This is a genomic window from Yersinia sp. Marseille-Q5920 (assembly GCF_946902935.1).
Classification (GTDB): Bacteria; Pseudomonadota; Gammaproteobacteria; order Enterobacterales; family Enterobacteriaceae; genus Yersinia; species Yersinia rochesterensis.
The window spans coordinates 188,801-212,558 of record NZ_CAMPQA010000005.1 but is presented as its reverse complement, the minus strand read 5'-3'; the positions used below and the strand labels follow the sequence as shown (position 1 = coordinate 212,558).

The window sequence follows — 23,758 nt, the reverse complement described above, 5'->3', positions numbered from 1 at the left end:
TACCTATATCTATCTGCAAATGACCGCAAAAGAAAAATTTAATTTTATACTAACCAGAAAAATTGTACTCAAGGTTTTATTAAAACCCATAAAAATAGAGACAATTCTTGATGATTCAATCGATCATTACTCTCAGTTTTAGTCTAAAACGGAATGGCGACTGAAAAATTGTGTCATGGTTCTGCTCCATCGCACCGTCCCATCCCCCCAATTTTACAATCCCCTCCAGTTATTCTGATAAAAAACTCATTTAGATATATCTTTTTCACATCCTCCTCTTGCCAATTTCGATATATCGATATAAATTAGATATATCGAAATTGTTTCGATATATCTAAAGGAGATTCATTATGTTTGGTTTTTCAAAACGTGGTCATCATTGTGGTGGAGAACACCATGAAGGGCAGCACCATCGCAACGAAAGAATGCATCGCGGCGGTCGCCACTCTATGGCAACAGAAACAACCGAAGCCGCAAGAGGCGGCAGACGTGGGCGTGGCGAAAAAATGCATCGCCTGTTTGAACATGGTGATTTGCGGGTTGTCCTGCTAGCACTGCTTGATAAAAAGCCCTGCCATGGCTACGAACTGATTAAAGCTATCGAAGAGGCATCCTCAGGATTATATGTTCCAAGCCCAGGTGTTATCTATCCCACTCTGACTCTGTTAGAAGAACAGGATTTTGTTACCCCAATTGCAACTGGCAATGGGCGTAAAAGCTACCAAATCACGGATGCTGGGAAAGCTGAATTGCAGCAAAACCAACAGATGGTTGATGTTATTTTTTCACGACTGGCGCAGGTAAATCGCCGCCCAGAGGGAAACCTGGCTGAAGGGATTTCTGAGGCCATGCACCGTTTACGCCACATTCTACGCAGCAGTATGATGCGCTCAGATGTGACGCCACAACAGGTTGAGCATATTAATGCAGCATTATTGACGGCAGTAGAAACCATTGAAAAAGAGTTAGAACCCAAGGCGGCAGAGACTCAAGAAGCGGAGAAAAACTAATGCCGGGATATCGCTATAGGATCACCATTGAGCCACTGACTGATCGCAAAGGTGAAGCCATAGATAAAGCCCCGGTAACATTCGAAGCCGAGAATCACGATGAGATCCTCGGCATCATCGAGCGGTTACAGGCGCACGAAGACTTAGACTTTGGTAAAGAGAAAACAGCCGCATTTGCATTAGGTCTGAAGCTGTTTTCGGAAACGATGATGGAGAATCGTAAACACCCGATATTTACCCCATTGCGAACTGCATTTATGGATTTTATGATCAACTTGAAGAAAGGCTCGACACGCGATCGTAGCGAGTAACACATCAAAAACTAATAATAAAAATACTGCTGTATTCGAATAAAATGCATTGCCGGGAATATAAGTCATAGACGTCATTCCCGGCGAATTATTTAACTCAAATCAGCACCATTACTGGCAATAACTTTTTTATACCAATAGAAAGATTTCTTTTTCTTACGCGCTAAGGAACCCTTTCCCAAATCATCGCGATCAACATAGATAAAACCATAGCGTTTGCTCATTTCCCCGGTAGAGGCGGAAACCAGATCAATACATCCCCATGAGGTATATCCGATGACCGGAATACCATCATCAATGGCCTCACCCATGGCTTTAATATGTTCACGTAAATAACTAATACGGTAATCGTCTTCAATTTCACCCTGCGGGTTAATTTCATCTTTAGCACCCAGCCCATTTTCAACTAAGAAAAGTGGCTTCTGGTAGCGGTCATACATCATATTCATGGTGATGCGTAACCCTAAAGGATCAATTCCCCATCCCCATTCACTGACCTGAATATGGGGATTTTTCAAGGATTTAACAATATTAGCGGCGCTGCTGTTATGTTCATTCATATCCGCCGAAGCACAGCGCGAGGCGTAATAGCTGAAGGAGACGAAATCTACTGTATGTTTAAGAATGTCGTCATCCCCCTCTTGTGTGGTAATTGAAATACCTTTCTCCCTGAAAAGGCGTTTTGTGTAAGCGGGGTAAGCTCCACGGGCTTGCACATCAATGAAAAATAGATTTTCGCGGTCTTTTTCCAGCGCCGCCCAAACATCTTCGGGTTTACAGGTTCGTGGGTAAAAGTTCCCTCCTGCCAGCATGCAACCTACCTGATTTTCAGGATTGACCTCATGAGCAATTTTGGTCGCTAATGCGCTGGCGAGCAGTTCGTGATGGGCGGCTTGGTATTTGACTTGTTCCTGATTCTCATTCGGCTCAAACACTAATCCCGCCCCAGAGAATGGGCTATGGAGAAGAATATTAATTTCGTTAAATGTGAGCCAATACTTCACCAAACCATCGAAAGCTTCAAAGCATGTTCGGGCATAGTCGGTGAAAAATTTAACCATTTTTCGGTTACGCCACGAGCCATATTCCGTCACCAGATGCATGGGAACATCAAAGTGACATAATGTTACCAGCGGCTCAATATTGTACTTTTTACATTCATTAAAGAGGTCGCGGTAAAAAGCAATACCCTCGGTGTTAGGTGCCATTTCATCACCATTAGGGTAAATCCGGCTCCATGCTATAGATGTACGGAATACGGTAAATCCCATTTCCGCCATTAATGCGATATCCTCTTTATAGCGATGATAAAAATCAATTGCCTGATGGCTTGGATAAAACTCATCATCTCTTAAGGTAAAACGCTTTTCCTGCCCTAACTTTACGGCCAAACGGTGTGGCCCATGAGGGATCATATCTACCGTCGTCAGCCCTTTTCCGCCTTCAAAACAAGCACCTTCGGCCTGGTTTGCGGCTAATGCGCCGCCCCATAAGAAACCGTCGGGAAATGTTGATACTGACATTCAATACCTCTTCATTTAGTTAATTTTTACTGCACTGTGCGAAACAGCAGGGTCAGTAGAATCGGCGCTGCCACCTACACTGTCTTCAACAGGAATATCTTCAAATCCCAGTAAAAGTGTCGTGACGAAAGAGATAACTATTGCCAGAACCATGACGCCAAACACCCATACAATACTCATTGGATTAGCCGGATCGAAGAACTGAACACTGGTAAATAACCCAGGCGAAGCCATGGAATGGCTAGCTAACCCGCCAATTCCGGCCACCGCGCCACAGATAAATCCACTGATAAGGCTGGCGATTAATGGGCGTTTGAGCCGCAACGCCACTCCATAAAGTGCCGGTTCAGAGATACCCGCTACAATCGCTGAAGCTGCGGCGGCCAACGCCGTTTGCCGCAACTCCGGATTTTTGGTGCGCCAGGCAACCGCCAGAGATGAGCCGCCCAATGACAGATTTGCACCAATTTCCGATGGCATCACCATGCCCTCTTTCCCTGTCTCGGCAATGGTCTGAATAATGGTCGGCGTAAAGACACGGTGCATGCCAGTCATGACCAATAATGGCCAGAGCGCGCCCATAATCGCCACAGAGAGCCAACCCAGATAATCATGAACGGTATAGACCAAAGAAGAAATGCCGCTACCAATCCATATTCCCAATGGCCCAATAAACATAATGGCAATAGGCGCTGAAATCAGCACGATCAGCATCGGTTTAAGGAAGTTTTTAGTCACTGCAGGAGTGATATGGTCAACCCATCGCTCAATATAAGACAGCAACCAAGTCATACAAAGTGCCGGGATAACCGTGTAGGTATACTTCACCGCAGTGACAGTTACGCCCATAAATTCAACATGTTGGCCTTGCGCGGCTTTTGCCATTAAATCAATAAAGGCTGGATGAACCAATACCCCGGCAATAGCGATAGCCAGCGACATATTGGTTTTGAATTTTATCGCCGCAGAAGCCGCCACCATCACTGGCAGGAAGAAGAAAGCACCATCACCAATGACATTGAGAATAATGAGAGTTGATGAGCCTTTCTCAAAGATGCCGGTCATATCCAGTATCATCGCCAGCAGTTTCACCATGGAGCCGCCGATGATGGCAGGAATCAAAGGTGACATGGTGCCAATCAATGCATCCAGTATCCCTGCCCCTATTCGCTTTAAGGTGATTTTATTCTTCTGGGGCAGCGCGTTTGCCGGTAATGCGCCTTCCGGGAGCAGTTTCATCACTTCAGCAAAGGCATAGCTCACATTATTGCCAATGATAACCTGGCACTGATTCTCACTATGTACTACACCCAGCACACCGGTTATAGCCTTCAACTTAGCCAAATCAACCGCACTTGCATCATTGAGTACAAAGCGTAAACGCGTCATACAATGAGTCACAGCCCCGATATTATTGGCCCCACCAATAGCATCAACGATTTGCTGTGATACTGCGGCATAATTTTTTGACATGAGTAACAACTCCCCGTAATGGCACGCGCCGAGCTAAGTGTCCTTTCTGTGCTGAGATAAAATTCCCCATCGCCACAAATCCACAGTTAGCCATTAAATTCATATAGTTATACATTATTCATTGACCGGAAAGGTGTTGTCACTAGCCATTCCCTGACACATAGGTAACCGGTTCCACATGAGAATCTTAAAATATGAGGTAAAATTCAATAGATGAATTTATTCTATTTTAATTCTGTGATGGTGATCGATATCAGAATCTTGCAAACGGGTATGGTTCGCAGCGACGGCCAAGTCACGAATGCCGCTAACTCTTCTGCAATTTCAAGGGCGAAGAGTATAGAATGACAATAATTTCAACGTGTCAGGAAGGGCCTATGTCTACAATGCAAGAAGTGGCAAAGAAAGCCGGTGTTTCAAAAGCCACTGTTTCGCGGGTTTTGTCGGGCAAAGGCTATGTCAGTGATGCAACTAAAAATCAGGTTTTTAAAGCGATTGAAGAGACTGGATATCGGCCAAATTTACTGGCGAGAAATCTGGCGACAAACAAGTCCGAATGCATCGGATTAGTGGTAACCAATACCCTGTATAACGGCAGTTACTTTAATGAAATACTGTCTCAGGCAGCGCAAAAATTAGAAAATAATGGCCGTCAGTTGGTACTGGTTGATGGGAAACACAGTGCGGAAGAAGAACAAGATGCCATTCAATTTCTCCTCGATTTACGCTGTGATGCCATAATCATTTATCCCCGGTTTTTAACTGTTGATGCTATGGATCTGATTATTGATAAATATAAACAGCCGATTATGGTGGTTAACAGAAAACTGCGAAAAAATCATAGCCATTGCATTTTCTGTGATCATAAAGGCTCGAGCTATAATGCAACTAAATATCTTATTGACCAAGGTCATCATGATATCGCCTTTATTACGGGTTCACTTGATTCACCTACTGCCATTGAGCGGCTTTCTGGATATAAAGCAGCATTAACTGAATTTTCGCTGCCAGTTCAAGATAAACTTATCGTGCAAGGCAAATGGACACCAGCAAGTGGTGCAACGGCGATTGAGTCTTTATTAACCAGTCAGTTACCTTTCAGCGCAATTATCGCCAGTAATGATGATATGGCCATTGGGGCGATGAAGAAATTAAATGAAGCCGGTTTAAAAGTCCCTGAGGATATTTCCATCATTGGGTTTGATAATATTCCTATTGCACCTTTCCTGCTCCCGCCATTATCCAGTATTAAAGACCCCGTCAGTGGCATGATAAATGAAGTCATTAATCGGCTGATATCCATGCTAGATGGCGGATATTTATCAAATGAAAATATATTCCAATCTGAATTACTCATCAGAGATTCTGTCAATAAAGGGCCTTTTTTTAACTCACCCAAAATAAAATAGCGATTATTGACTATAACATGAGCAATAAAAAAGGAGCCAAAGGCTCCTTCAAATAAAGCAACAAAGGTTATTTAACCCGAACACCTTCGACTGACAGAATAAGTTCAACTTCCTGTGAAGCTGGGCCTAAGTCAGTGGTGATATTAAAGTCTTTCAGTTTAATATTACCATTAGCTTCAAAACCGGCACGATAACCGCCCCATGGGTCATTACCCTGCCCAGTTAGTTTACTTTCCAAGGTCACTGGTTTAGTGACGCCATTTAATGTCAGATTACCAACCACAGTATAGCCTTCGGCATTTTTCTTCACTTCGGTAGACTCAAATGTCGCCTGTGGGAATTTACTGACATTCAGAAATTCTTTACTGCGCAGATGTTTATCACGCTCAGCATGATTGGTATCAACGCTATTAGTGTTGATCACCACATTGACTTTATCAGCCGCAGGATCTTTCTCATCAAAAGTGAAAGACCCATCGAAATCATTAAAACTGCCATATAACCAGCTATAGCCTAAGTGTTTAATCCGAAACTCAATAAAGGCGTGTTGACCTTCTTTATCAAATTTATATTCGGCGGCTACAGCGCTACCTGCGGTAAACATCAGTGCGCCTACAGTCAGGCCCAAGAGGGTCTTATTAAACATGCTTAATTCTCCATAATACAGTTGGTTAATCGGTGCTACGTCCCAGCATCCGTTTGAGGGTAATATCACCATCAATAACATGGTGTTTAATTGCGGCGAGTCCATGTAATAGTGAAAGCACTACAACAGCCCAGGCCAGATAAAGATGTACGGTACCAGCGGTATCAGCTTGATCAGGTAAACCCGTTAATGTGGCAGGAACAGCAAACCAGCCAAACACATTGATTGATTGCCCATCAGCCGTCGAGATTAAATAACCACTAAACATAATACAAAATAAAACAATATATAAAACCAGATGCGCTAATAACGCGCTAACGCGTGTAAAGCGGCTATAACTTAATAATGGCTTTGGGGGTGGCGAAATAAAGCGCCAGATGACCCTAAATAACATTACAGCAAATAATATACAGCCAATACTTTTATGTATCTCTGGCGCCTGATGATACCAGCCATCGTAGTAGCCTAAAGTCACCATCCATAAACCAAGCGCAAACAGTGAATATACTGTTAATGCCACCAGCCAGTGGACACTAATAGTGATGCGGCCAAACTGCTCCTTGGTATTTTTCCAAAGCATAATGATTCCCTTTTGCTCAATTCATAGAGCAATAGTCAAACATTATTAAATATAAAATCAACACTTATTTGACATAAGATATATTTTTGTAACTGCGGTCAGTTATTTTGCAACAGATGATTATTAGTCAGTCAATATAACTGTCGGACTTTACTTAACCTGACATATACCCGTCATACTTCAAGCTGCATGTGCGTTGGCTACCTTCGTTCACCCCAGTCACTTACTTGTGTAAGCTCCTGGGGATTTACTCTCTTGCCGCTTTCCTGCGACTCGAATTATTTAGGGTATATTTGAGATGAAGATAACCCTTTAACTGAGAAGACAATTACTGAGGAGACTGTTGCAGTGTCCAGTTCAATACCTGTGAGGCCAACTGATCACTTGCCAAGCCAAAGGCCGCCACCACTTCATTCATCTGCGCACCGTTAATAGGCTGGCGAACTTCAAAATGGCGAGTCGCCATAATTCTGCGATCTGAAATCCTCACCAGCCGGGCATCAAAACGGATCAATACTTCACTGTTACCCGCTTGATACACGCCCTGAAATGCCGATAAGTCGCCACTCAACTCCACATCAGCTTGAAGACTATCATCATCACTGCTGACGGCGGGAATTCGGCCATCAGTGCGGAATTCTTGAATCAGGCGATTACGCACCAAAATAGGCGCGGGATCAGTCCAACGCGAATTTTTGTAGACTGCAATTTCCTGCCCCTCGGGCTGAACAGCAATACGCGAGCTATTAATAAACTGGTTGGTCGCCGGTTGTGAAACCCGCAGTGACCAATTCACTGTCTGCGCGCGCGGTGCATTTGCCGCTGGGGGTACCGGCAGCAGATAAACCTGGGATATCGGCGCAGTCGGTAAAATAGTGCAAGCTGACAGTAACATCGCCAGCGTGGATAACATCAACAGCCCGATGCGGCGGCCCGCAAAGCGCATTATCTTCAGAGATATCATCGAGGCGTAAACTCCTGTGTTCTTTCACGACCACGCAGCAGAGCCGCAGGGTTTTCTTCCAAACGGGAAACGGCAGCTCGCAATGTCGCTAATGTTCTGCGTAATTCATCAACAGCTGGCCCCAATTCATTCATCCCTTGCATACCATTATTGAGTGAAGTTTGATTTTCACTGACCAATTTATTAAGGATAATGCTGGTATTTTGCAATGATGCCATGGTCTTAGCGGCATCATTAACCAGTTGTTTGCCCTGCCCGTCCATCAAGCCATTGGCATTGCGCAGTAAGCGGTTGGTTTGTGTCAGTGTCTCATTGGCCTGTTTGCTGGCTTGCGCTAGCTGTTGCAGCATGGTGCGAATATCTTGGCGTTGATCAGCGACAGTCTGGGTGACAAGCGCGAGATTATCCAACGTGGTGATAAGTCGCTTTTGATTATCAGGCGCCAGTAGTTGGTTCAACCGCATCAGCACTTCATTGGCGTTACTCATGAAATTCTCACCATTAGCCAGCAATTGGCTCATCGGTGACGGGGTGGCGATAATGACAGGAATTTCGCCATTTTCACCCTCCAATAGCGGGCTTGACGGGGTGCTGCTACTAAATTGAATATTTGAGGTGCCAGTGATTCCTGCAACTGTCAGCCGGGCTTGAGTATCTTCGCGGATAGGCGTCGAAGCAGACACACGAACACGCGCCCAAACCTTATTGGGGTTTTCGCTGTCCAAACGCAACTGAATTACTTCGCCCACCCGAATGCCACTGTATTGCACGATGCTGCCCTGAGACAGCCCGCTCACCGGCTCATTGAAGACGATATCGTATAGCTTGAACTGGCGATTAGAACCGGCGTTGGTCAGCCATAGGCAGAATAACAGTGCGGCGCTGACCACAATGAGAGTGAACAAACCAATGACAACATGGTGAGCACGGGTTTCCATTTACAACCTCTCTTCGCTATTAATCGCTGCCGCCGCCTGATAAGCAGCTCGCCCACGTGGGCCATGAAAATACGCTTGAATCCAATCATCATCAGTTGCAGCCACATTATCCAAGGTATCCACCACCAACACTTTCTTTTGTGACAACACGGCCACGCGGTCACACAGGGTATAGAGCGTATCCAGGTCGTGAGTGACCAGAAATACCGTCAAATTGAGTGCATCGCGCAAGGTGCGGATCAAACTGTCAAACGCCGCTGCACCAATAGGATCAAGGCCCGCCGTCGGCTCATCGAGAAATAGAATATCCGGGTCTAATGCCAACGCGCGGGCCAAAGCAACGCGTTTGACCATCCCGCCCGACAGTGAAGCGGGATATTTGCTGCCGGCCCCCGGCGGTAACCCCGCCAATGCCAACTTAACTTGCGCTAACCGCTCGGCCTCGCCACGCGGCAAGCCCGCATTTTCGATGAGTGGCAAGGCCACGTTTTCCGTCACCGTCAAAGAGCTAAATAATGCGCCGCGTTGAAATAATACACCAAATCGGCGCTCAACCTGGGAACGGGCCAAGCCCGATAATGTCATTAAATCCTGGCCAAATACATGAATCTGCCCGGCGGTTGGGCGGCGTAACCCGACAATACTGCGCAACAACACCGACTTACCGGTGCCTGACCCGCCAACAACACCAAGAACTTCGCCGCGCTGCACATCAAGATTGAGATCTTGATGCACACACTGTGGGCCAAAGCTGTTAACCAGATTACGAATTTGAATGATTGGGTCTTGGGTTATTTGGCTCACCATCCCATCTCCATGAAAAATAGCGCTGCGACGGCATCAAGCAAAATCACCACAAAGATAGAATGCACCACACTGGTGGTGGTGTGCACCCCGACAGACTCAGCACTGCCAGTGACTTTGAACCCTTCAAGACAACCAATAATCGCAATCAGGAAGGCGAAAATGGGCGCTTTGCTTATCCCCACCAGAAAATGCTGCAATCCATTACTGTTTTGCATAATCGAGAGGAACATGGTGGGTGAAATATCGAGTGCTAAAGCGCAAACCACCATGCCGCCAAAAATGCCGCAAACCATGCCAATAAAGGTCAACATCGGTAGTGAAATCAACAACGCCAAGACTCGCGGCAACACCAATAACTCCACCGGATTTAACCCCAGAGTTTGGATGGCGTCGATTTCTTCATTGGCTTTCATCAGCCCGATTTCAGCCGTAAAGGCGCTGGCGGTACGCCCTGCCATCAAAATGGCGGTGAGCAGCACGGCAAACTCGCGCAGAAAAGAAAACACCACCAAATCGACGGTGAAAATACCCGCACCAAAAGTGGTTAATACCGTGGCCCCGAGGAAAGCAATAACCGCCCCGACCAGAAAAGTCAGCAGCATAATGATGGGAACTGCATTCAGGCCAATTTGTTGAATATTGGCAATCAGCGAAGTCATGCGCCAGCGTGAGGGCCGGAAAATAGTGCTAAATAAGGCCTCAAGTGTCAGGCCGACAAAACCCAGCAACGATTTGATATCTTGCCATAAATTGTCCACCGACCGGCCGGTATTCGCCAATAACTCAAGCCAAAATGACGGCGATTTTTCTGATGGTTCGGCGGCTAAATCCGGCAAAACACGGCTCACTGTTTCCAGCAAAATGCGGCGTTCTTCTGGCAACTTAGGGGCCAGTTCACGCAGATGGCTGATGCGCGCCTCACCCAGCAGCAAGGCTAATAAAGTGGCACCCGCAGTGTCCAAAGCGCCCAATTGGTTGAGATCAAAGACCACTGATGGGGGCGGATTAGTGCGAAACTGCGCCACGACCGGTTCTAAATCACGGTAATGCGCCAGCACCCAATCCCCTTTAATAGAGACCCGGACAGGTTGAGCTGAGCTGTCGATATCGAGTTGTGTTGTGAAAAGCCGCGCGGTCATAGAAAAAGCCTTACTCTTTATTGGAATACGGTTTTGATACTATTTAGCCTATAAAAACTATTTAGCTATCAAAACTATTTAGCTATCAAAACTATCCAGCTATCAAAACTATCCAGCTATCAAAACTCACACCGCTACCTTAAGTAGGTATATCACACACTTTACTCAGTGTAATGGCTAAAGAGTAAGGACTATTTATTTACTGAGAATTTAACCTCTGGCGGCTAATTTGTGGCGTTGTCACGCGGAGCTTTTTCCCACTGCGACACGCGCTGTCCCGGCATGGCGAACCACACAATAACGGCAAGCAGAATCAACAAAATGCTGGCGGTGCCCAAGACCAAACTGTGCGAAGCGGAGAAAGCTAGCTTTGCACTATTGAGTAGAGCTTCATAACCACCAAGGTTATTCACCACCTGAATAGTTTCGCTAATGGAGGCTCTGGCCTGCTCGACTAAACTCAGCGGCAAATCCTCTGGTAGCACAATGGAGGCGGTATAGGCCCGCGATAGCATCAAACCAAAGATTGCCACCCCCAGCCCGGCACCCAATTCATAGGCCATGCCCTCGACCGCACCCGCCGCACCGGCTTTTTCAGGGGGTGCGGCACTCATGATTGCCGCAGTGGAAGCCAATAGAGAAGCTTCAATACTGAAACCGAGCAATATCATCCACCCCCATGCCAGATAAACCTGCGTGGCAAAATCTGTCCAAGCCAATCCCAGAAAACTCAATGAACTCAATGCAATACCGGCACTGGCGACGGTGCGCAGCCCCAGTTTAGCCACTAACCAGCCCGATAGCGGCCCACTTACCCCGCTGGCTATCATCAGCGGCAGCAAAAATATCCCCGCTTCAAGTGGAGTTTTTCCTAACACAAATTGCAATTCTTGAGTCAGAAGTAATTCAAACCCCACCAGCGTTATCATCGCCGTCATCGCCATGACCATACCCACGGCGATAACTCGCTGACTTATCAGCCGAAAATCGATCATTGGAGCGGATGCCGATAATTGATGGCGTACAAAAGCAAATAACATCACGCCGCCCACCAATGCCGCCAGTGACGTCATCAGCGGATCGCCGTTACCGCGCAGCCCGGTTTTGGCGGCATAAACCAACATCAAGATCGCGGTCACCAATACCAATGCAGGGGCTAATTTCCACGTCTGTTCGGTGCGCATTGGCTGATGAGGAATAACCACCAATGTGGCAATGACTACCACAATAACAATGGGAATATTGATCAGGAAAACTGAGCCCCAATAAAAGTATTCCATTAATAGCCCGCCGACTAACGGCCCCATCGCCGCGCCCATGGTGCCGATAGCGACCCAAATCCCTAGCGCCAAAGCCCTTTCGCGTTCATCGGTAAAGATATGGCGCAGCGCAGATAAAGTGGCGGGCAGAATCATTGCCGCACCAATCGCCAAAAAGGCGCGCGCAGCAATTAACGCCGCCACCGAAGGTGCCAAAGCCGCCGCCAAAGAAGCCAAACCAAACAATACCGATCCCAGTAAAGCCAGGCGTTTAAAACCGATGCGGTCACCCAGCGCCCCCATCGGGAGTAATAAACAGGCCATCACCAATGAGTAAATATCAATAATCCACAGTAACTCACTACCGGTGGCCGCCAAGGCGATCCCCAGCCGCGGGGCAGCCACATGGAGCACTGTTGCATCAATAGAAACAGGGAGATACATCAGAATAATAACGTAGAAAATCATCCACTTTTTAGACATACAAACACTCAAATAAATAAAGTTGAACACCTGTTCAATTTTATAATAATAGCGGAAAGTTGAACTAACGTCCAATTCATCACATAATGATGAAAACACTAATGAGTCAGATAAAGGAATCTCTTTGGCCTATTTGAATCGTGAAGAGCGGCACAACACCATTTTGCAAGCAGCGATGCGTGTTGCAATCACCGAGGGGATGGCCGCCACTACCGTGCGCCGTGTCGCCAGTGAAGCGGGGGTGGCTATCGGGCAAGTGCATCATCACTTTTCGTCCGTTTCGCGGCTGCGGGCTGATGCTTTTCTATTATTAGTGAAACAATCTTTGGCCGCTTTTGCGCTAGACAGCCAAAACTTACCTGCCCACGAGCGAGTGCTCTTGGTATTGGGCTATCCGCAAGATGAAGCCGGCAAACGCGAAACCCGGTTATGGAATGAAATCTCGATACTCGCCGAGCGCGATGACTTGATTAAAGCGGCCTGCGCTACCTCAATGTCGGATTGGCATCAGGCCACCGTCGAAGTGATTAATGCAGGAATAGCCAATAATGAATTCCGCTCTGATATCAATGCCAGTGATATCGCATGGCGCTTGATTGGGCTGGTCTGTGGTCTGGATGGATTGACACAATTAACCGAATTAGGTTTTTCCGAAGCCGAGATCCTGCGCCATCTGGCGGTCATGATAAAAACTGAGTTACTCAAAAACACTTAACTTAACACCAGCCTCAGCCGGTCTCTTATCACAGGTTTGACTCGAGACACCGGCCATGCTGGTTATATATCCACCCATTCCCAACGTCATTGGCGTTGTAGCACGATGGTGAAAACTGCTGCAACATCAAGGAAGAAAGGGATTATTGAGAGCCAACTATGACTCAACAATCTACTGTCGCCGATGTTATCTATTATAACGGCACGATTTACACGGCTGATGCCAATAACCAGGTTTGCAGCGCTATCGCACTGGGCCAGGGCTATATTCTGGCGACTGGCGGTGACGAACTGATCCCCCAGTTCTCTTCCCCGAAAACTCAACTTATCGATCTGGCGGGTAAGTTTATGATGCCCGGCCTTATCGATAGCCATATGCACCCCTTTTGGGGCGGTAAGCAGCTGATTGGTTGTAATCTTAATTATGCGGCACTGAGTGTTGAGCAGACGTTGGATATCATCCAGCAACATCTCGATAGTGACCCGTTTAAGGGCGAAAATGACTGGCTAACCGTCCGCGCCTGGCAACGCCAAGCTATGACGCCGGTCGGGGCCGATATGAGCCGAGCCGCCCTCGATTCACTCAATACTCGTCGCCCGGTGGCTTTATTCTCAAATGACTGCCACACACTGGCGGCGAATAGCCGCGCGCTTGAGTTGCTGGGAATTGACGAAAACACTCCCATCCCGCCGGACGGCAAAATAGCCCGTGATGCGAACGGAAAACTCACCGGTATTTTGGAAGATGCGCCCGCCATGCGCGCTTTTGACAGCATTCCTTCTGCTACGCCAGAAAAAAATGTGCAGATTGCCGCCCATGTGCAACAAGTTTTGAATGCTCAGGGCGTCACAACAGTGATGGATACCCGTGTATTTTCCGAGCAATTAGTCGCTTTCCATCAATTATATCAACGCAATGAGCTGACTTTGCGGGTTCTGGGGGCCAAAGAAGTCACGCCAGATAGCCTACAAGGGCCGGAAGATGCCGCGCGCGTGGTGCAGGAAGTGGTGGAATTTGGCCGCCTATGGGGGAGTGATGAGTGGACACCGGCACCGGGATTTGCTGTTGATCACTTGAAACTGTTTATTGACGGCGTATTACAGCCGCCGACCATGACCGCCGCCCTGCTCGAACCTTATCGTGCCAATCACGGCACGGCTGAAAACCCAGACTGGCAGCCAACTGAGCACTATGGCGACCTCTATTTTACCGCGCCGGTGGTCAATGCGGTGATTCTGGAATGTGCCCGCGCCGGTCTTCATCCGCACACTCACACGGTGGGTGATGGTGCAATCGAAATGGTGCTGGACGCAGTGGAACAGATGCGCGCCGCCTTGCCGGGCAAAGATATTCGGCCGGGGCTTGCTCACAATGAGCTGGTGGCTCCCCATCAGTATGACCGTTTTGCCAAATTAGGGGCCACTGCGGTGCTCTCTTTCCAGTGGGGCGGCTTGCCGGGGGTGCTGATTGATGAAGAGCGCGAGATGCTGGGCGAAGCCCGTTTCCAACATATGGAGCCAGCGGCGCGTTTCCTCGATGCCGGGGCGCGTATTGCTTATGGTAGTGACTGGCCGATTGACCGCTTGGATGAATGGTACAATCTGCAAGTGGGGATGACCCGCCGTGCATGGCATCTTGACGGCAATCCTGCCGGCCCGCGGCTGGATAATGACCGCGACTTAACCCTGATTGAGACATTGCGCTCAGCGACCATTGATGCGGCTTATATGATTGCCAAAGAGCAATATATTGGTTCACTGGAAGCGGGCAAATTCGCCGACATTATCATTCTGAAAAATAACCTGTTTGAGCAGTCACCAGAGGTGATTTATCAAACTCAGGTAGAATCCACCTTAATCGGCGGTAAAGTGGTTTATCTGGCCGGATAAATAAGCATTAGCCCCCGAACCACTGGTGTAATTTGGTGATTCGGGGGATAAACAGGCCAAAATCAGCAGCAATTCCTATTAATAGTCTAATTCATCAATCTGGCGAATAACGCGGCAATACCAAGTCGGAAAGGTATTGGCTTTCAAACCTGTATCTCTTGTGTCAGAATCCGCTCCTTTATATTTTAAAGCTGTGAAATACAGCTTAGCGGTGCTTGTCCACACCAGGAGATGATACGGTAATGCCACAAAATATTCAGTTGCGCAGAGTGCTTAAAACCCCCGCGCTGGTCGCTTTCGGGCTTGCCTATATGGTGCCTTTGGGCGTATTTACGACCTACGGACAGGTGACTGTATTAAGTCAGGGGCATTTACCCATTGCCTACCTGGTTACCGTCGCCACCATTCTATTTACCGCCCTCAGTTATTGCCGGATGACTAGCGCCATGCCGCTATCAGGTTCCGCCTATTCTTACGTTCAGCGTAGTTTTGGTGGAAAAACCGGTTTTCTGGTGGGTTGGGCGCAAATTTTGGATTATCTGTTCCTGCCAATCCTTAACTATTTGGTTTTAGGCATTTTCTTGCACGAGGCATTCCCGGCGATCCCTGCTCCGGTCTTTATTATTGCGTCTATCGTCAGTGTCAGCCTGCTGAATATTCTGGGTGTGCGTCTGCTTACCTCAGTGAATTTCTCGCTGATCGCCGCACAGATGGTTTTTATCGTCTTATTTATTGCACTTTCTTTCAGTCAGGCGGATTTAAGCCCAGTGGCATTAATGAAGCCGCTACTGGTCAATGCTGGTGATATGTCGGGCTTATTATCCGGCGCTGCGGTGCTTTGTCTGGCATTCCTCGGTTTTGATGCCATTGCCACCATGGCAGAAGAAGCCCACGATGCTAAGCGCACCCTGCCCCGCGCCATTCTGTTCACGGTGATAAGCGCCGGTGCCATCTTTATTGCGGTGTCTTATGCTGCACACTTGGCTTATCCAGACTGGAAATCATTAATTCCTTATCAGGACACCGCCAGCCTGATTATCTCCGAGCATGTTGGCGGGAAGTGGATGTATAACTTCTTTATGGCCACTTACCTGACCGGCGTTTATGCTTCGGCGATGACCGCACAAACTAGCGTGTCGCGTATTTTCTATGCCATGGGGCGCGAAGGTGTGTTGCCGCGCAAAGTATTTTTCCATCTGCATCGCAAGTTCCATACACCCTGGCGCGCTATTTTATTCGTGGCGACCATCTCGCTGCTGGCGCTGTTCCTTGACCTGAATTTAGTGGTGTCGATGATAAGCTTTGGTGCGCTCGGCGCGTTCACTTTTGTGAATTTGAGTGTCATAAAACACTTTATTTTCAATGAGAAACGGCGCGGCGCTTCAGCCATGTTTAAATACGGGCTGTTGCCAATGATGGGGTTTGTGATGTCAGTCTGGCTGTGGGTTCACCTTGAACAGCGCGCGCTGGAAGTGGGCCTGCTGTGGTTGCTGGCGGGCTTTATTTACCTGCTTTGGCTCACTCGCGGTTGGCGTCAGTCCCCGCCATCGGTTCATCCGGATGATATTTCCCATCTGATAGATTAGTGAAAAGGGCCACTTAATGTGGCCCTAGTTTGAGATAAATGACAAAACAATTGATAGCTCAGTGAGTGAATGGTTTACCGCACCTAGGGGCACTCCGGCGGCCTAAGCCGCTACGACCCCAACGGCACGATTCCCCTTCATTTGACGTTGTTCGCCGTCTGGTTTGTTATATCCACTCAGTTCAGATTAACCTTTCCGCGCTCGGCCCACCGCCTCACCTAACTGCCATACTGCCATGGCGTAATGGGTACTGTGGTTATAGCGAGTGATGGTATAAAAGTTGGGCAAACCATACCAATATTGATAACCGATGCCAACATCCAGGCGCAGCAAGCTGGCTTCCTGATAATCCCCCAGCGAACCGCTTGGGCTTAGCCCTGCGGCAGATAAAGCTGAGAGCGGATATTGGGTCTTAAAGCCATTATCGAGATTCGGCGCTTGCCCGTTTGCCGGTACTGCGACCACCGCCCCTTTCGTCCAGCCGTGTGCTTTAAAGTAATTTGCCACACTGCCGATAGCATCCACCGGATCCCACAAATTGATATGACCATTACCATTAAAATCAACGGCATAATCTTTAAATGACGATGGCATAAATTGGCCATAGCCCATGGCTCCGGCATAAGACCCCCGTAAACTGAGCGGGTCATTGCCCTCGGCTCGCGCCATCAGTAAGAAGGTTTCCAACTCTCCGGAGAAATACTCGGCACGACGTGGATATGCAAAGGAGAGTGTTGCCAGCGCATCAATGATACGGGTCTTACCCATCACTCTGCCCCAGCGAGTTTCAACACCGATAATGCCGACGATAATTTCTGGTGGAACCCCGTAGACCTCATAAGCGCGTTGCAGGGCATCTTCATATTGATTCCAGAAATTCACACCATTCTGCACATTACCCGGAGTAATAAATTGGCTTCGATAACGGTTCCAGGCACCATTTGGCCCAGAGGGGCGGCCAGAAGTCGGCGCTTGCTTATCCATCAAGCGGATAACAAAATCCAGTTTTTTAGTTTGTGCTAATACATCATGGAGTTGCTGACGTTCAAAGCCATGCTCACGCACCATTTTGTCAACAAAGCGGGCGGTATCTGCATTATAGGCAAAATCACCGTTTGGCACGTGGCCCATATGCTGAGGTTCAAGTAAAAAACCGCTGCGAGTCAGGCTATCTGACGGCGTCGCAGCAACAGGAGGCGTCGGTTTGCTGCTACAGGCGGAAAGCAAAATGAGTGAGGAAAGAATGACAGCTAAGTGACGCATCGTATATCCATAAACCATGCCAAAAAGTAATAGCTATGTTAAGTCATTGTCTGTAACGAACAAACAGGAAAATGCGGGATACTCCGCAGTAATTGATCAAGGAATTGCGCTCACCGCCCTTCATTTATCAGGACAAATTGCACTAAACCCCTTGAACAATAAGGAATTATAGCAACATTAGTGAAACATTTCGTAGCAAATAATACGAATGATTTTCACTATTATTAGTACTAATTTTCTATACAATCGAGCTGTTTCGTTGTTGCCTGACTCTTTCGTTTTCTTCTTTGACCTGTTAAAGGATGTCTTTATGAAGTTACGTTTATCCTCTCTCGGCCCCGCAGCTCTATTGGCTTCCTCAATGATGCTGGCGTTTTCCGCTAATGCGGCATCCAATGACGAAGGCATTGTGGTGTATAACGCCCAACACGAAAATCTGGTGAAATCCTGGGTTGACGGCTTTACCAAAGATACCGGAATTAAAGTGACCCTGCGCAACGGCGGGGACAGCGAGTTAGGTAATCAGTTGGTTCAGGAGGGTAGCGCATCACCCGCAGACGTTTTCTTGACAGAAAACTCCCCCGCCATGGTGCTGGTTGATAACGCAAAATTGTTCGCGCCATTGGATGTGGCAACACAAGCTCAGGTGGCCAAAGAATATCGCCCTGAACATGGCCGCTGGACCGGCATTGCCGCCCGCAGCACGGTTTTTGTCTATAATCCGGAAAAAATCAGTGAAGCCGAGTTACCTAAATCTATTATGGATTTGGCAAAACCTGAGTGGAAAGGCCGCTGGGCGGCATCACCATCCGGAGCTGATTTCCAGGCAATTGTTAGCGCCATGCTGGAACTGAAAGGCGAAAAAGCCACATTGGAGTGGTTAAAAGCCATGAAAGCCAACTCCACCGCGTATAAAGGCAATAGCACGGTAATGAAAGCAGTCAATGCCGGCCAGATTGATGGTGGGGTTATCTATCATTATTATCGCTTTGTTGATCAAGCCAAAACCGGCGAGAACAGCGGCAAGACACAATTGCACTACTTCAAACATCAAGATCCGGGTGCATTTGTGAGTATCTCAGGTGGCGGTGTGCTGGCGTCAAGCAAGCATCCGCAAGAAGCCCAGGAATTCATGAAATGGATAACCAGTAAATCCGGTCAGGATATCTTGCGCACTAATAATGCTTTTGAATATGCCGTGGGTGTCGATGCTGCGTCTAACCCTAAATTAGTGCCGCTGAAAGAGTTGGATGCGCCAAAAGTTGAACCGTCTAAGCTGAACAGCAAGAAAGTGGTTGAATTGATGACAGAAGCAGGCTTGTTGTAATAAAGCCAATCTGCTGAGAATATGTACTTTTAGCCCGTCGAGTTCCTGGCCCGACGGGCATTAACACGCCGAGTGCCTTGACGATTATGGCCAATGTAAACCCCGATGTTATCCCAATGCCACTGAGTCAAGCCGCTCAAGTGCACTATAGCCGCCGTCCCGGATCTGGGATTGTGGCTATTGCCGTGATGCTCTCATTACTATCCCTGTTGCCGCTGGGGTTTGTTATTGGCATTGCCATTGATACTGGCTGGCCAACCGTAAAAGCCCTTGTTTTTCGCCCTCGCGTCGGGGAGTTGCTGCTTAACACCGCATTACTGGTGGCATTCACCTTGCCACTCTGCGCCATTATTGGTGTGGCGCTGGCGTGGCTCACTGAACGCACCGCTCTACCCGGCAGGCGAATTTGGTCACTATTGGCTATCGCCCCGCTGGCTGTTCCTGCTTTTGTGCAAAGTTATGCCTGGATTAGCCTGATACCTTCAATGCATGGGCTGGGCGCAGGCGTATTTATCTCTGTTATTGCCTATTTTCCTTTTATTTACCTGCCCGCTTCAGCAGTATTGCGCCGCCTTGATCCCGGCCTTGAGGATACCGCGGCCTCACTGGGTAGCACGCCTACCGCAGTATTTTTCCGGGTGGTATTGCCACAATTAAAATTAGCCGTTTGGGGTGGTTCGATACTGATTGCACTGCATTTATTAGCAGAATATGGGCTATACGCCATGATCCGTTTCGATACGTTCACCACCGCGATTTTTGATCAATTCCAATCTACCTTTAATGGCCCAGCAGCCAATATGTTAGCGGGTGTTCTGGCGTTATGTTGCTTAGGATTATTGCTAATTGAAGCCACCAGCCGCGGCTATAACCGCTACGCGCGCGTGGGTTCCGGTAGCGCACGCAGACAAACTTCTTATTCAATGGGAACCGCCCTCACCTTACTGTGTTTGCTGTTACCGCTGGTAATGACAACCCTCTCGCTCGGCGTGCCCTTTATCACTCTCACCCGCTGGCTCTATATTGGCGGTATTGATATATGGTTGAATGCTGAACTACTGCCAGCATTAAAACAAACGTTGGCATTGGCGCTGAGCGGTGCGGTAATTATCACCCTATGCGCGATACCGATGGCCTGGTTATCCGTGCGCTACCCAAGCCGTTTACACCGGGTCATGGAGGGCTGTAATTATGTCACCAGTTCGCTGCCCGGCATTGTGGTCGCACTGGCGCTGGTGACCATCACTATCCGGATGGCCCGGCCACTGTACCAAACTGAATTCACTCTTTTACTGGCCTATTTATTGATGTTTACGCCACGCGCCTTAATCAGTTTACGGGCCGGTATTGCGACCGCGCCGGTCGAACTGGAAAACGTGGCGCGCAGTTTAGGGAAAACGCCCACTCAAGCTATCTGGAGCACCACGATGCGCTTGGCGGCCCCCGGCGCTGCGGCTGGCGCGGCCTTGGTATTTTTGGCTATCTCCAATGAACTGACCGCCACCTTGTTATTGGCCCCGAATGGCACCCGCACATTAGCGACTGGATTTTGGGCATTGACCAGTGAAATAGATTACGTTGCTGCATCACCTTACGCCCTGCTCATGGTGGCGCTCTCCCTGCCGCTAACCTGGCTTCTTTATTCTCAATCTCAACGTACGGCAGGATTATGAGCACGCTTGAACTTCAACAAATCGGCAAGTCTTACCAATCGGTCAATGTATTAGACGGCATTGATTTACAGGTTACGGCGGGGAGCCGCACGGCGATTGTCGGGCCATCTGGCTCAGGTAAAACCACCTTACTGCGTATTATTGCCGGTTTCGAAACACCGGATAGCGGTAAGGTGATTTTGCAAGGGAACCCCGTATTTGACCACTCAATCCAGGTGCCGGCTCATAAGCGGGGGATTGGCTTTGTCCCACAAGATGGTGCGTTGTTTCCACATTTTACCGTGGCGGGCAATATTGCTTATGGACTAAAAGGCAGTAAGCAGGATAAAGCCCGCCGGGTTGATGAATTAATGGAAATGGTGGCGCTAGACCGGCGATTAGCGCAGCTTTGGCCCCATGAAATATCCGGCGGTCAGCAACAACGAGTCGCACTCGCCAGGGCATTGGCGCAAAGTCCGGTATTGATGTTATTGGACGAACCCTTCTCAGCGCTGGATACCGCCTTACGCGCATCAACCCGCAAAGCGGTGGCTGAACTGTTGTCACAAGCCAATATCGCCTCCATTTTAGTTACACATGACCAAAGTGAAGCGCTTTCTTTTGCCGATCAGGTGGCCGTAATGCGCGCGGGCAAGTTGGCTCATGTTGGCCCACCGCAAGAGCTTTATCTGAGGCCGATTGATGAGCCGACCGCCACATTCCTGGGTGAAACGCTTATTCTTTCTGCTCATATTGAGGCCGGATGGGCCGATTGCGCACTAGGCCGAGTCAAAGTTGACGATGCAACCCGTCATGGGCAAGCACGCATTATGCTGCGCCCCGAGCAAGTGACCATCACACCGCTGCCCGCAGTTCATCATTATCCAACTCACTGTCTGGCTAAAATTATCAGTATTGATTTTGCTGGTTTTATTTCGACACTCACTTTATCAATTGTTCAGCATGAGAAAATTGTTCAGCATGACAAAATTGTAGAAATTAAAACCATCAGTCGCGAAGGGCTCCATATTGGCTTAATGGTTGATTTGACGATAGTGGGTCAGGCCCATATTTTTGCTGACTGACGACACATTTCTATTCACTGAATGCAATAAACACGATTAATGCGCTGTTCGCTCCCGCAGATTACATTATGCTACTGAAATCACGACTACCGGAGCCGCACAGAATGGACGAAATGCACGTCATCATATTGACCATCGGGCTATTTGTACTCACATTTATCAATCCCGGCGCTAACTTACTTATTGTGGTGCAAACCAGTCTCAGCTCTGGCAAAAATGCAGGTTTACTCACTGGGCTGGGCGTGGCTTTGGGGGATGCAATTTACTCAGGATTGGGGTTATTTGGTATGGCGGCACTGATTGCTGAGGGCGGCGCATTGTTCTCGGCAATTAAAATCGGCGGCGGTTTGTACCTGATTTGGTATGCCTACAATATGCTGCGCCACCCTCAGGAACTGCATATGGGTATGGGGGCTGTCGCCACTTCCTCGGTTACACCTTGGTATGTGTTCTTCCGTCGTGGGCTATTGACTGATTTATCTAACCCGCAAACCGTGCTGTTTTTTATCAGTATTTTCTCGGTAACGCTCACCCCGACCACACCAGCATGGGCAAAAATAGTCGCCTGGCTCGGCATTGTTCTAGCCTCTATCCTCTGGCGGTCATTGCTTAGCATGGCGTTCTCACGCCCGGCGGTGCGGCGCGCATATGGTAAAGTTCAACATCTGTTAAGTGGTATTATCGGTGTTGCCGTGGGGGCGTTTGGGCTACGTTTGATTTATGAAGGCATCACCCGCCGCTGATAGCCTAATAGCTATTTAATCGCTATTACAACGGCCTCACTTGGGGCCTCTTTTGTTCCAGTCGCAACTGCCGATACTCCAGCACCGTCAGCACGATAACCACCACATCCAGCAGCGTTATCAGGATCAAAAGCACCGAATGAGTAAAGGTATAACGATAGAGTTGATAGACAATAAACAAGCTAAAAATCACTATTGCCGCAGGGTAATAACCTAGCTTTTTGCGCCACAATCCAATAATGACCCACAGCTTAACAATGCCATGTATTAGTAAATAAAAAGCGGCAAAGTGCAGACTGCTGATGGAAAGGCTTTGTGCCGCATGCAATACATAATTGGCGACCACATCGCCCCGGTCTTCGATAAACTCAACTTGTGTGAGGCGATGCAATATATTCAGTAAAAACTGGGGAGTAATAAAAAAGGTTAAAATACCCGCCACAACCTCCATGATAGCTAATATTGCTTTCAGTAGTAGGCTGACTTCAAAAACAGCATGGATATTTTTCTCTCCGAAGAGGTTATTACGCTCAAATCGATTTTTCATATTCAACATCACACTCATTCCCTGCATGGTAACACTATGAAGAGTATCAATATAGAATAGCAGGTTACTCAGGGCTGATCTAAAAATCGTGATGCTAATTTTCTCTTCCGTTAGAAAAAAACAAACTCATATTTTTAGCCAATATTCGCATGATTCTCATGCCCTTGAATTCCATTTTACAGAGGGAATAGTCACTAATAATCAGTAGCCATTTATTAAGATTTTTCTCAAAAAATTAAGTAAAATTAAATAAACTCGCAAATAGTAATATATTCCTTTCATTTGAGATTGATTCTTTATTACAGAATTTAATCACATTAAAGATATTAATTTTATGTATAGAAAATAGTTAATATCTCGCGTTAACTCATTAATAACCATCGGCATGCTCACATAAATAAGGTCTCTA

The 23,758-nt window shown here is 47.8% G+C and carries 21 protein-coding genes; 10 read left to right on the top strand and 11 right to left on the bottom strand.

What is annotated here, in order from left to right; genetic code table 11:
- Nucleotides 1-350: 350 nt before the first annotated feature.
- Both OVO64_RS09385 and OVO64_RS09380 read left to right on the top strand, forming a co-directional pair.
- Nucleotides 351-1,010: a PadR family transcriptional regulator gene (locus tag OVO64_RS09385; protein ID WP_038634832.1), complete on the top strand. Its 660-nt coding sequence runs from the start codon at nt 351-353 to the stop codon at nt 1,008-1,010.
- Nucleotides 1,010-1,321 carry a DUF3861 domain-containing protein gene (locus OVO64_RS09380; RefSeq protein WP_038634834.1) on the top strand — a complete coding sequence of 104 codons (312 nt, stop codon included), beginning with the start codon at nt 1,010-1,012 and terminating at the stop codon, nt 1,319-1,321. The genes OVO64_RS09385 and OVO64_RS09380 overlap by 1 nt, the downstream gene beginning before the upstream one ends.
- Before the next feature lie 92 nt (nt 1,322-1,413).
- On the opposite strand, the gene OVO64_RS09375 is transcribed toward OVO64_RS09380, so the two are convergent.
- Nucleotides 1,414-2,844, bottom strand: coding sequence for a 6-phospho-beta-glucosidase (locus OVO64_RS09375; RefSeq protein ID WP_038634837.1), 1,431 nt, complete (start codon nt 2,842-2,844; stop codon nt 1,414-1,416).
- A 15-nt stretch (nt 2,845-2,859) separates the two neighbouring features.
- Nucleotides 2,860-4,317 (bottom strand): PTS cellobiose/arbutin/salicin transporter subunit IIBC, encoded by a 1,458-nt coding sequence (ascF, locus tag OVO64_RS09370; protein ID WP_038634840.1) that lies wholly within the window; start codon nt 4,315-4,317, stop codon nt 2,860-2,862.
- A 377-nt stretch (nt 4,318-4,694) separates the two neighbouring features.
- On the opposite strand from ascF, the gene OVO64_RS09365 reads away from it, so the two are divergent.
- Complete coding sequence (locus OVO64_RS09365; protein ID WP_038634843.1) at nt 4,695-5,726, top strand: LacI family DNA-binding transcriptional regulator; 1,032 nt, start codon at nt 4,695-4,697, stop codon at nt 5,724-5,726.
- Nucleotides 5,727-5,793: 67 nt separating this feature from the next.
- Here OVO64_RS09365 and OVO64_RS09360 read toward each other — a convergent pair whose 3' ends face one another.
- The 7 genes from OVO64_RS09360 to OVO64_RS09330 all read right to left on the bottom strand — a co-directional run bounded on the left by OVO64_RS09360 (nt 5,794) and on the right by OVO64_RS09330 (nt 12,542).
- Nucleotides 5,794-6,372 carry a YceI family protein gene (locus OVO64_RS09360; protein WP_038634846.1) on the bottom strand — a complete coding sequence of 193 codons (579 nt, stop codon included), beginning with the start codon at nt 6,370-6,372 and terminating at the stop codon, nt 5,794-5,796.
- A gap of 25 nt (nt 6,373-6,397) precedes the next feature.
- Nucleotides 6,398-6,952 carry a cytochrome b gene (locus tag OVO64_RS09355; protein WP_038634849.1) on the bottom strand — a complete coding sequence of 185 codons (555 nt, stop codon included), beginning with the start codon at nt 6,950-6,952 and terminating at the stop codon, nt 6,398-6,400.
- 328 nt (nt 6,953-7,280) lie between these two features.
- On the bottom strand, nt 7,281-7,916 hold the full coding sequence (locus OVO64_RS09350; protein WP_038634852.1) for an ABC-type transport auxiliary lipoprotein family protein: 636 nt from the start codon (nt 7,914-7,916) through the stop codon (nt 7,281-7,283).
- On the bottom strand, nt 7,913-8,854 hold the full coding sequence (locus OVO64_RS09345) for an MlaD family protein (protein ID WP_038634855.1): 942 nt from the start codon (nt 8,852-8,854) through the stop codon (nt 7,913-7,915). Before OVO64_RS09345 ends, OVO64_RS09350 begins: the two co-directional genes overlap by 4 nt.
- Nucleotides 8,855-9,661: an ABC transporter ATP-binding protein gene (locus tag OVO64_RS09340; RefSeq protein WP_038634858.1), complete on the bottom strand. Its 807-nt coding sequence runs from the start codon at nt 9,659-9,661 to the stop codon at nt 8,855-8,857.
- A complete protein-coding gene (locus OVO64_RS09335) occupies nt 9,655-10,800 on the bottom strand; it encodes an MlaE family ABC transporter permease (RefSeq protein ID WP_038634861.1) in 1,146 nt (381 codons plus the stop codon). Before OVO64_RS09335 ends, OVO64_RS09340 begins: the two co-directional genes overlap by 7 nt.
- 224 nt (nt 10,801-11,024) lie before the next feature.
- Nucleotides 11,025-12,542 (bottom strand): SmvA family efflux MFS transporter, encoded by a 1,518-nt coding sequence (locus tag OVO64_RS09330; RefSeq protein WP_072103545.1) that lies wholly within the window; start codon nt 12,540-12,542, stop codon nt 11,025-11,027.
- A 124-nt stretch (nt 12,543-12,666) separates the two neighbouring features.
- Between OVO64_RS09330 and OVO64_RS09325 the strand changes: the two genes are divergently transcribed.
- The 3 genes from OVO64_RS09325 (at nt 12,667) to OVO64_RS09315 (ending at nt 16,732) form a co-directional block, all read left to right on the top strand.
- Nucleotides 12,667-13,257 carry a TetR family transcriptional regulator gene (locus tag OVO64_RS09325; protein ID WP_038634863.1) on the top strand — a complete coding sequence of 197 codons (591 nt, stop codon included), beginning with the start codon at nt 12,667-12,669 and terminating at the stop codon, nt 13,255-13,257.
- Between the two features lie 158 nt (nt 13,258-13,415).
- Nucleotides 13,416-15,146, top strand: a complete 1,731-nt coding sequence (locus OVO64_RS09320) for an amidohydrolase (protein ID WP_038634866.1) — start codon at nt 13,416-13,418, stop codon at nt 15,144-15,146.
- Nucleotides 15,147-15,388: 242 nt separating this feature from the next.
- Entirely contained in the window at nt 15,389-16,732 is a 1,344-nt protein-coding gene (locus tag OVO64_RS09315) for an APC family permease (RefSeq protein WP_038634869.1), read from the top strand.
- Between the two features lie 186 nt (nt 16,733-16,918).
- Here OVO64_RS09315 and mltB read toward each other — a convergent pair whose 3' ends face one another.
- Nucleotides 16,919-17,995 (bottom strand): lytic murein transglycosylase B, encoded by a 1,077-nt coding sequence (gene mltB / locus OVO64_RS09310; RefSeq protein WP_038634872.1) that lies wholly within the window; start codon nt 17,993-17,995, stop codon nt 16,919-16,921.
- 310 nt (nt 17,996-18,305) lie between these two features.
- On the opposite strand from mltB, the gene OVO64_RS09305 reads away from it, so the two are divergent.
- From OVO64_RS09305 to OVO64_RS09290, 4 genes are all read left to right on the top strand, one after another.
- A complete protein-coding gene (locus OVO64_RS09305) occupies nt 18,306-19,322 on the top strand; it encodes an iron ABC transporter substrate-binding protein (RefSeq protein WP_267248729.1) in 1,017 nt (338 codons plus the stop codon).
- An 86-nt stretch (nt 19,323-19,408) separates the two neighbouring features.
- Nucleotides 19,409-20,995: an ABC transporter permease gene (locus tag OVO64_RS09300; protein ID WP_267248728.1), complete on the top strand. Its 1,587-nt coding sequence runs from the start codon at nt 19,409-19,411 to the stop codon at nt 20,993-20,995.
- Nucleotides 20,992-22,059: an ABC transporter ATP-binding protein gene (locus OVO64_RS09295; protein ID WP_038634879.1), complete on the top strand. Its 1,068-nt coding sequence runs from the start codon at nt 20,992-20,994 to the stop codon at nt 22,057-22,059. The genes OVO64_RS09300 and OVO64_RS09295 overlap by 4 nt, the downstream gene beginning before the upstream one ends.
- Before the next feature lie 104 nt (nt 22,060-22,163).
- Nucleotides 22,164-22,802, top strand: coding sequence for a LysE family transporter (locus OVO64_RS09290; protein ID WP_038634882.1), 639 nt, complete (start codon nt 22,164-22,166; stop codon nt 22,800-22,802).
- 25 nt (nt 22,803-22,827) lie between these two features.
- On the opposite strand, the gene OVO64_RS09285 is transcribed toward OVO64_RS09290, so the two are convergent.
- The gene (locus tag OVO64_RS09285; protein WP_038634885.1) at nt 22,828-23,358 is read right to left on the bottom strand and encodes a DUF2127 domain-containing protein; all 531 of its coding nucleotides are present in this window, start codon (nt 23,356-23,358) and stop codon (nt 22,828-22,830) included.
- Between the last annotated feature and the right edge of the window lie 400 nt (nt 23,359-23,758).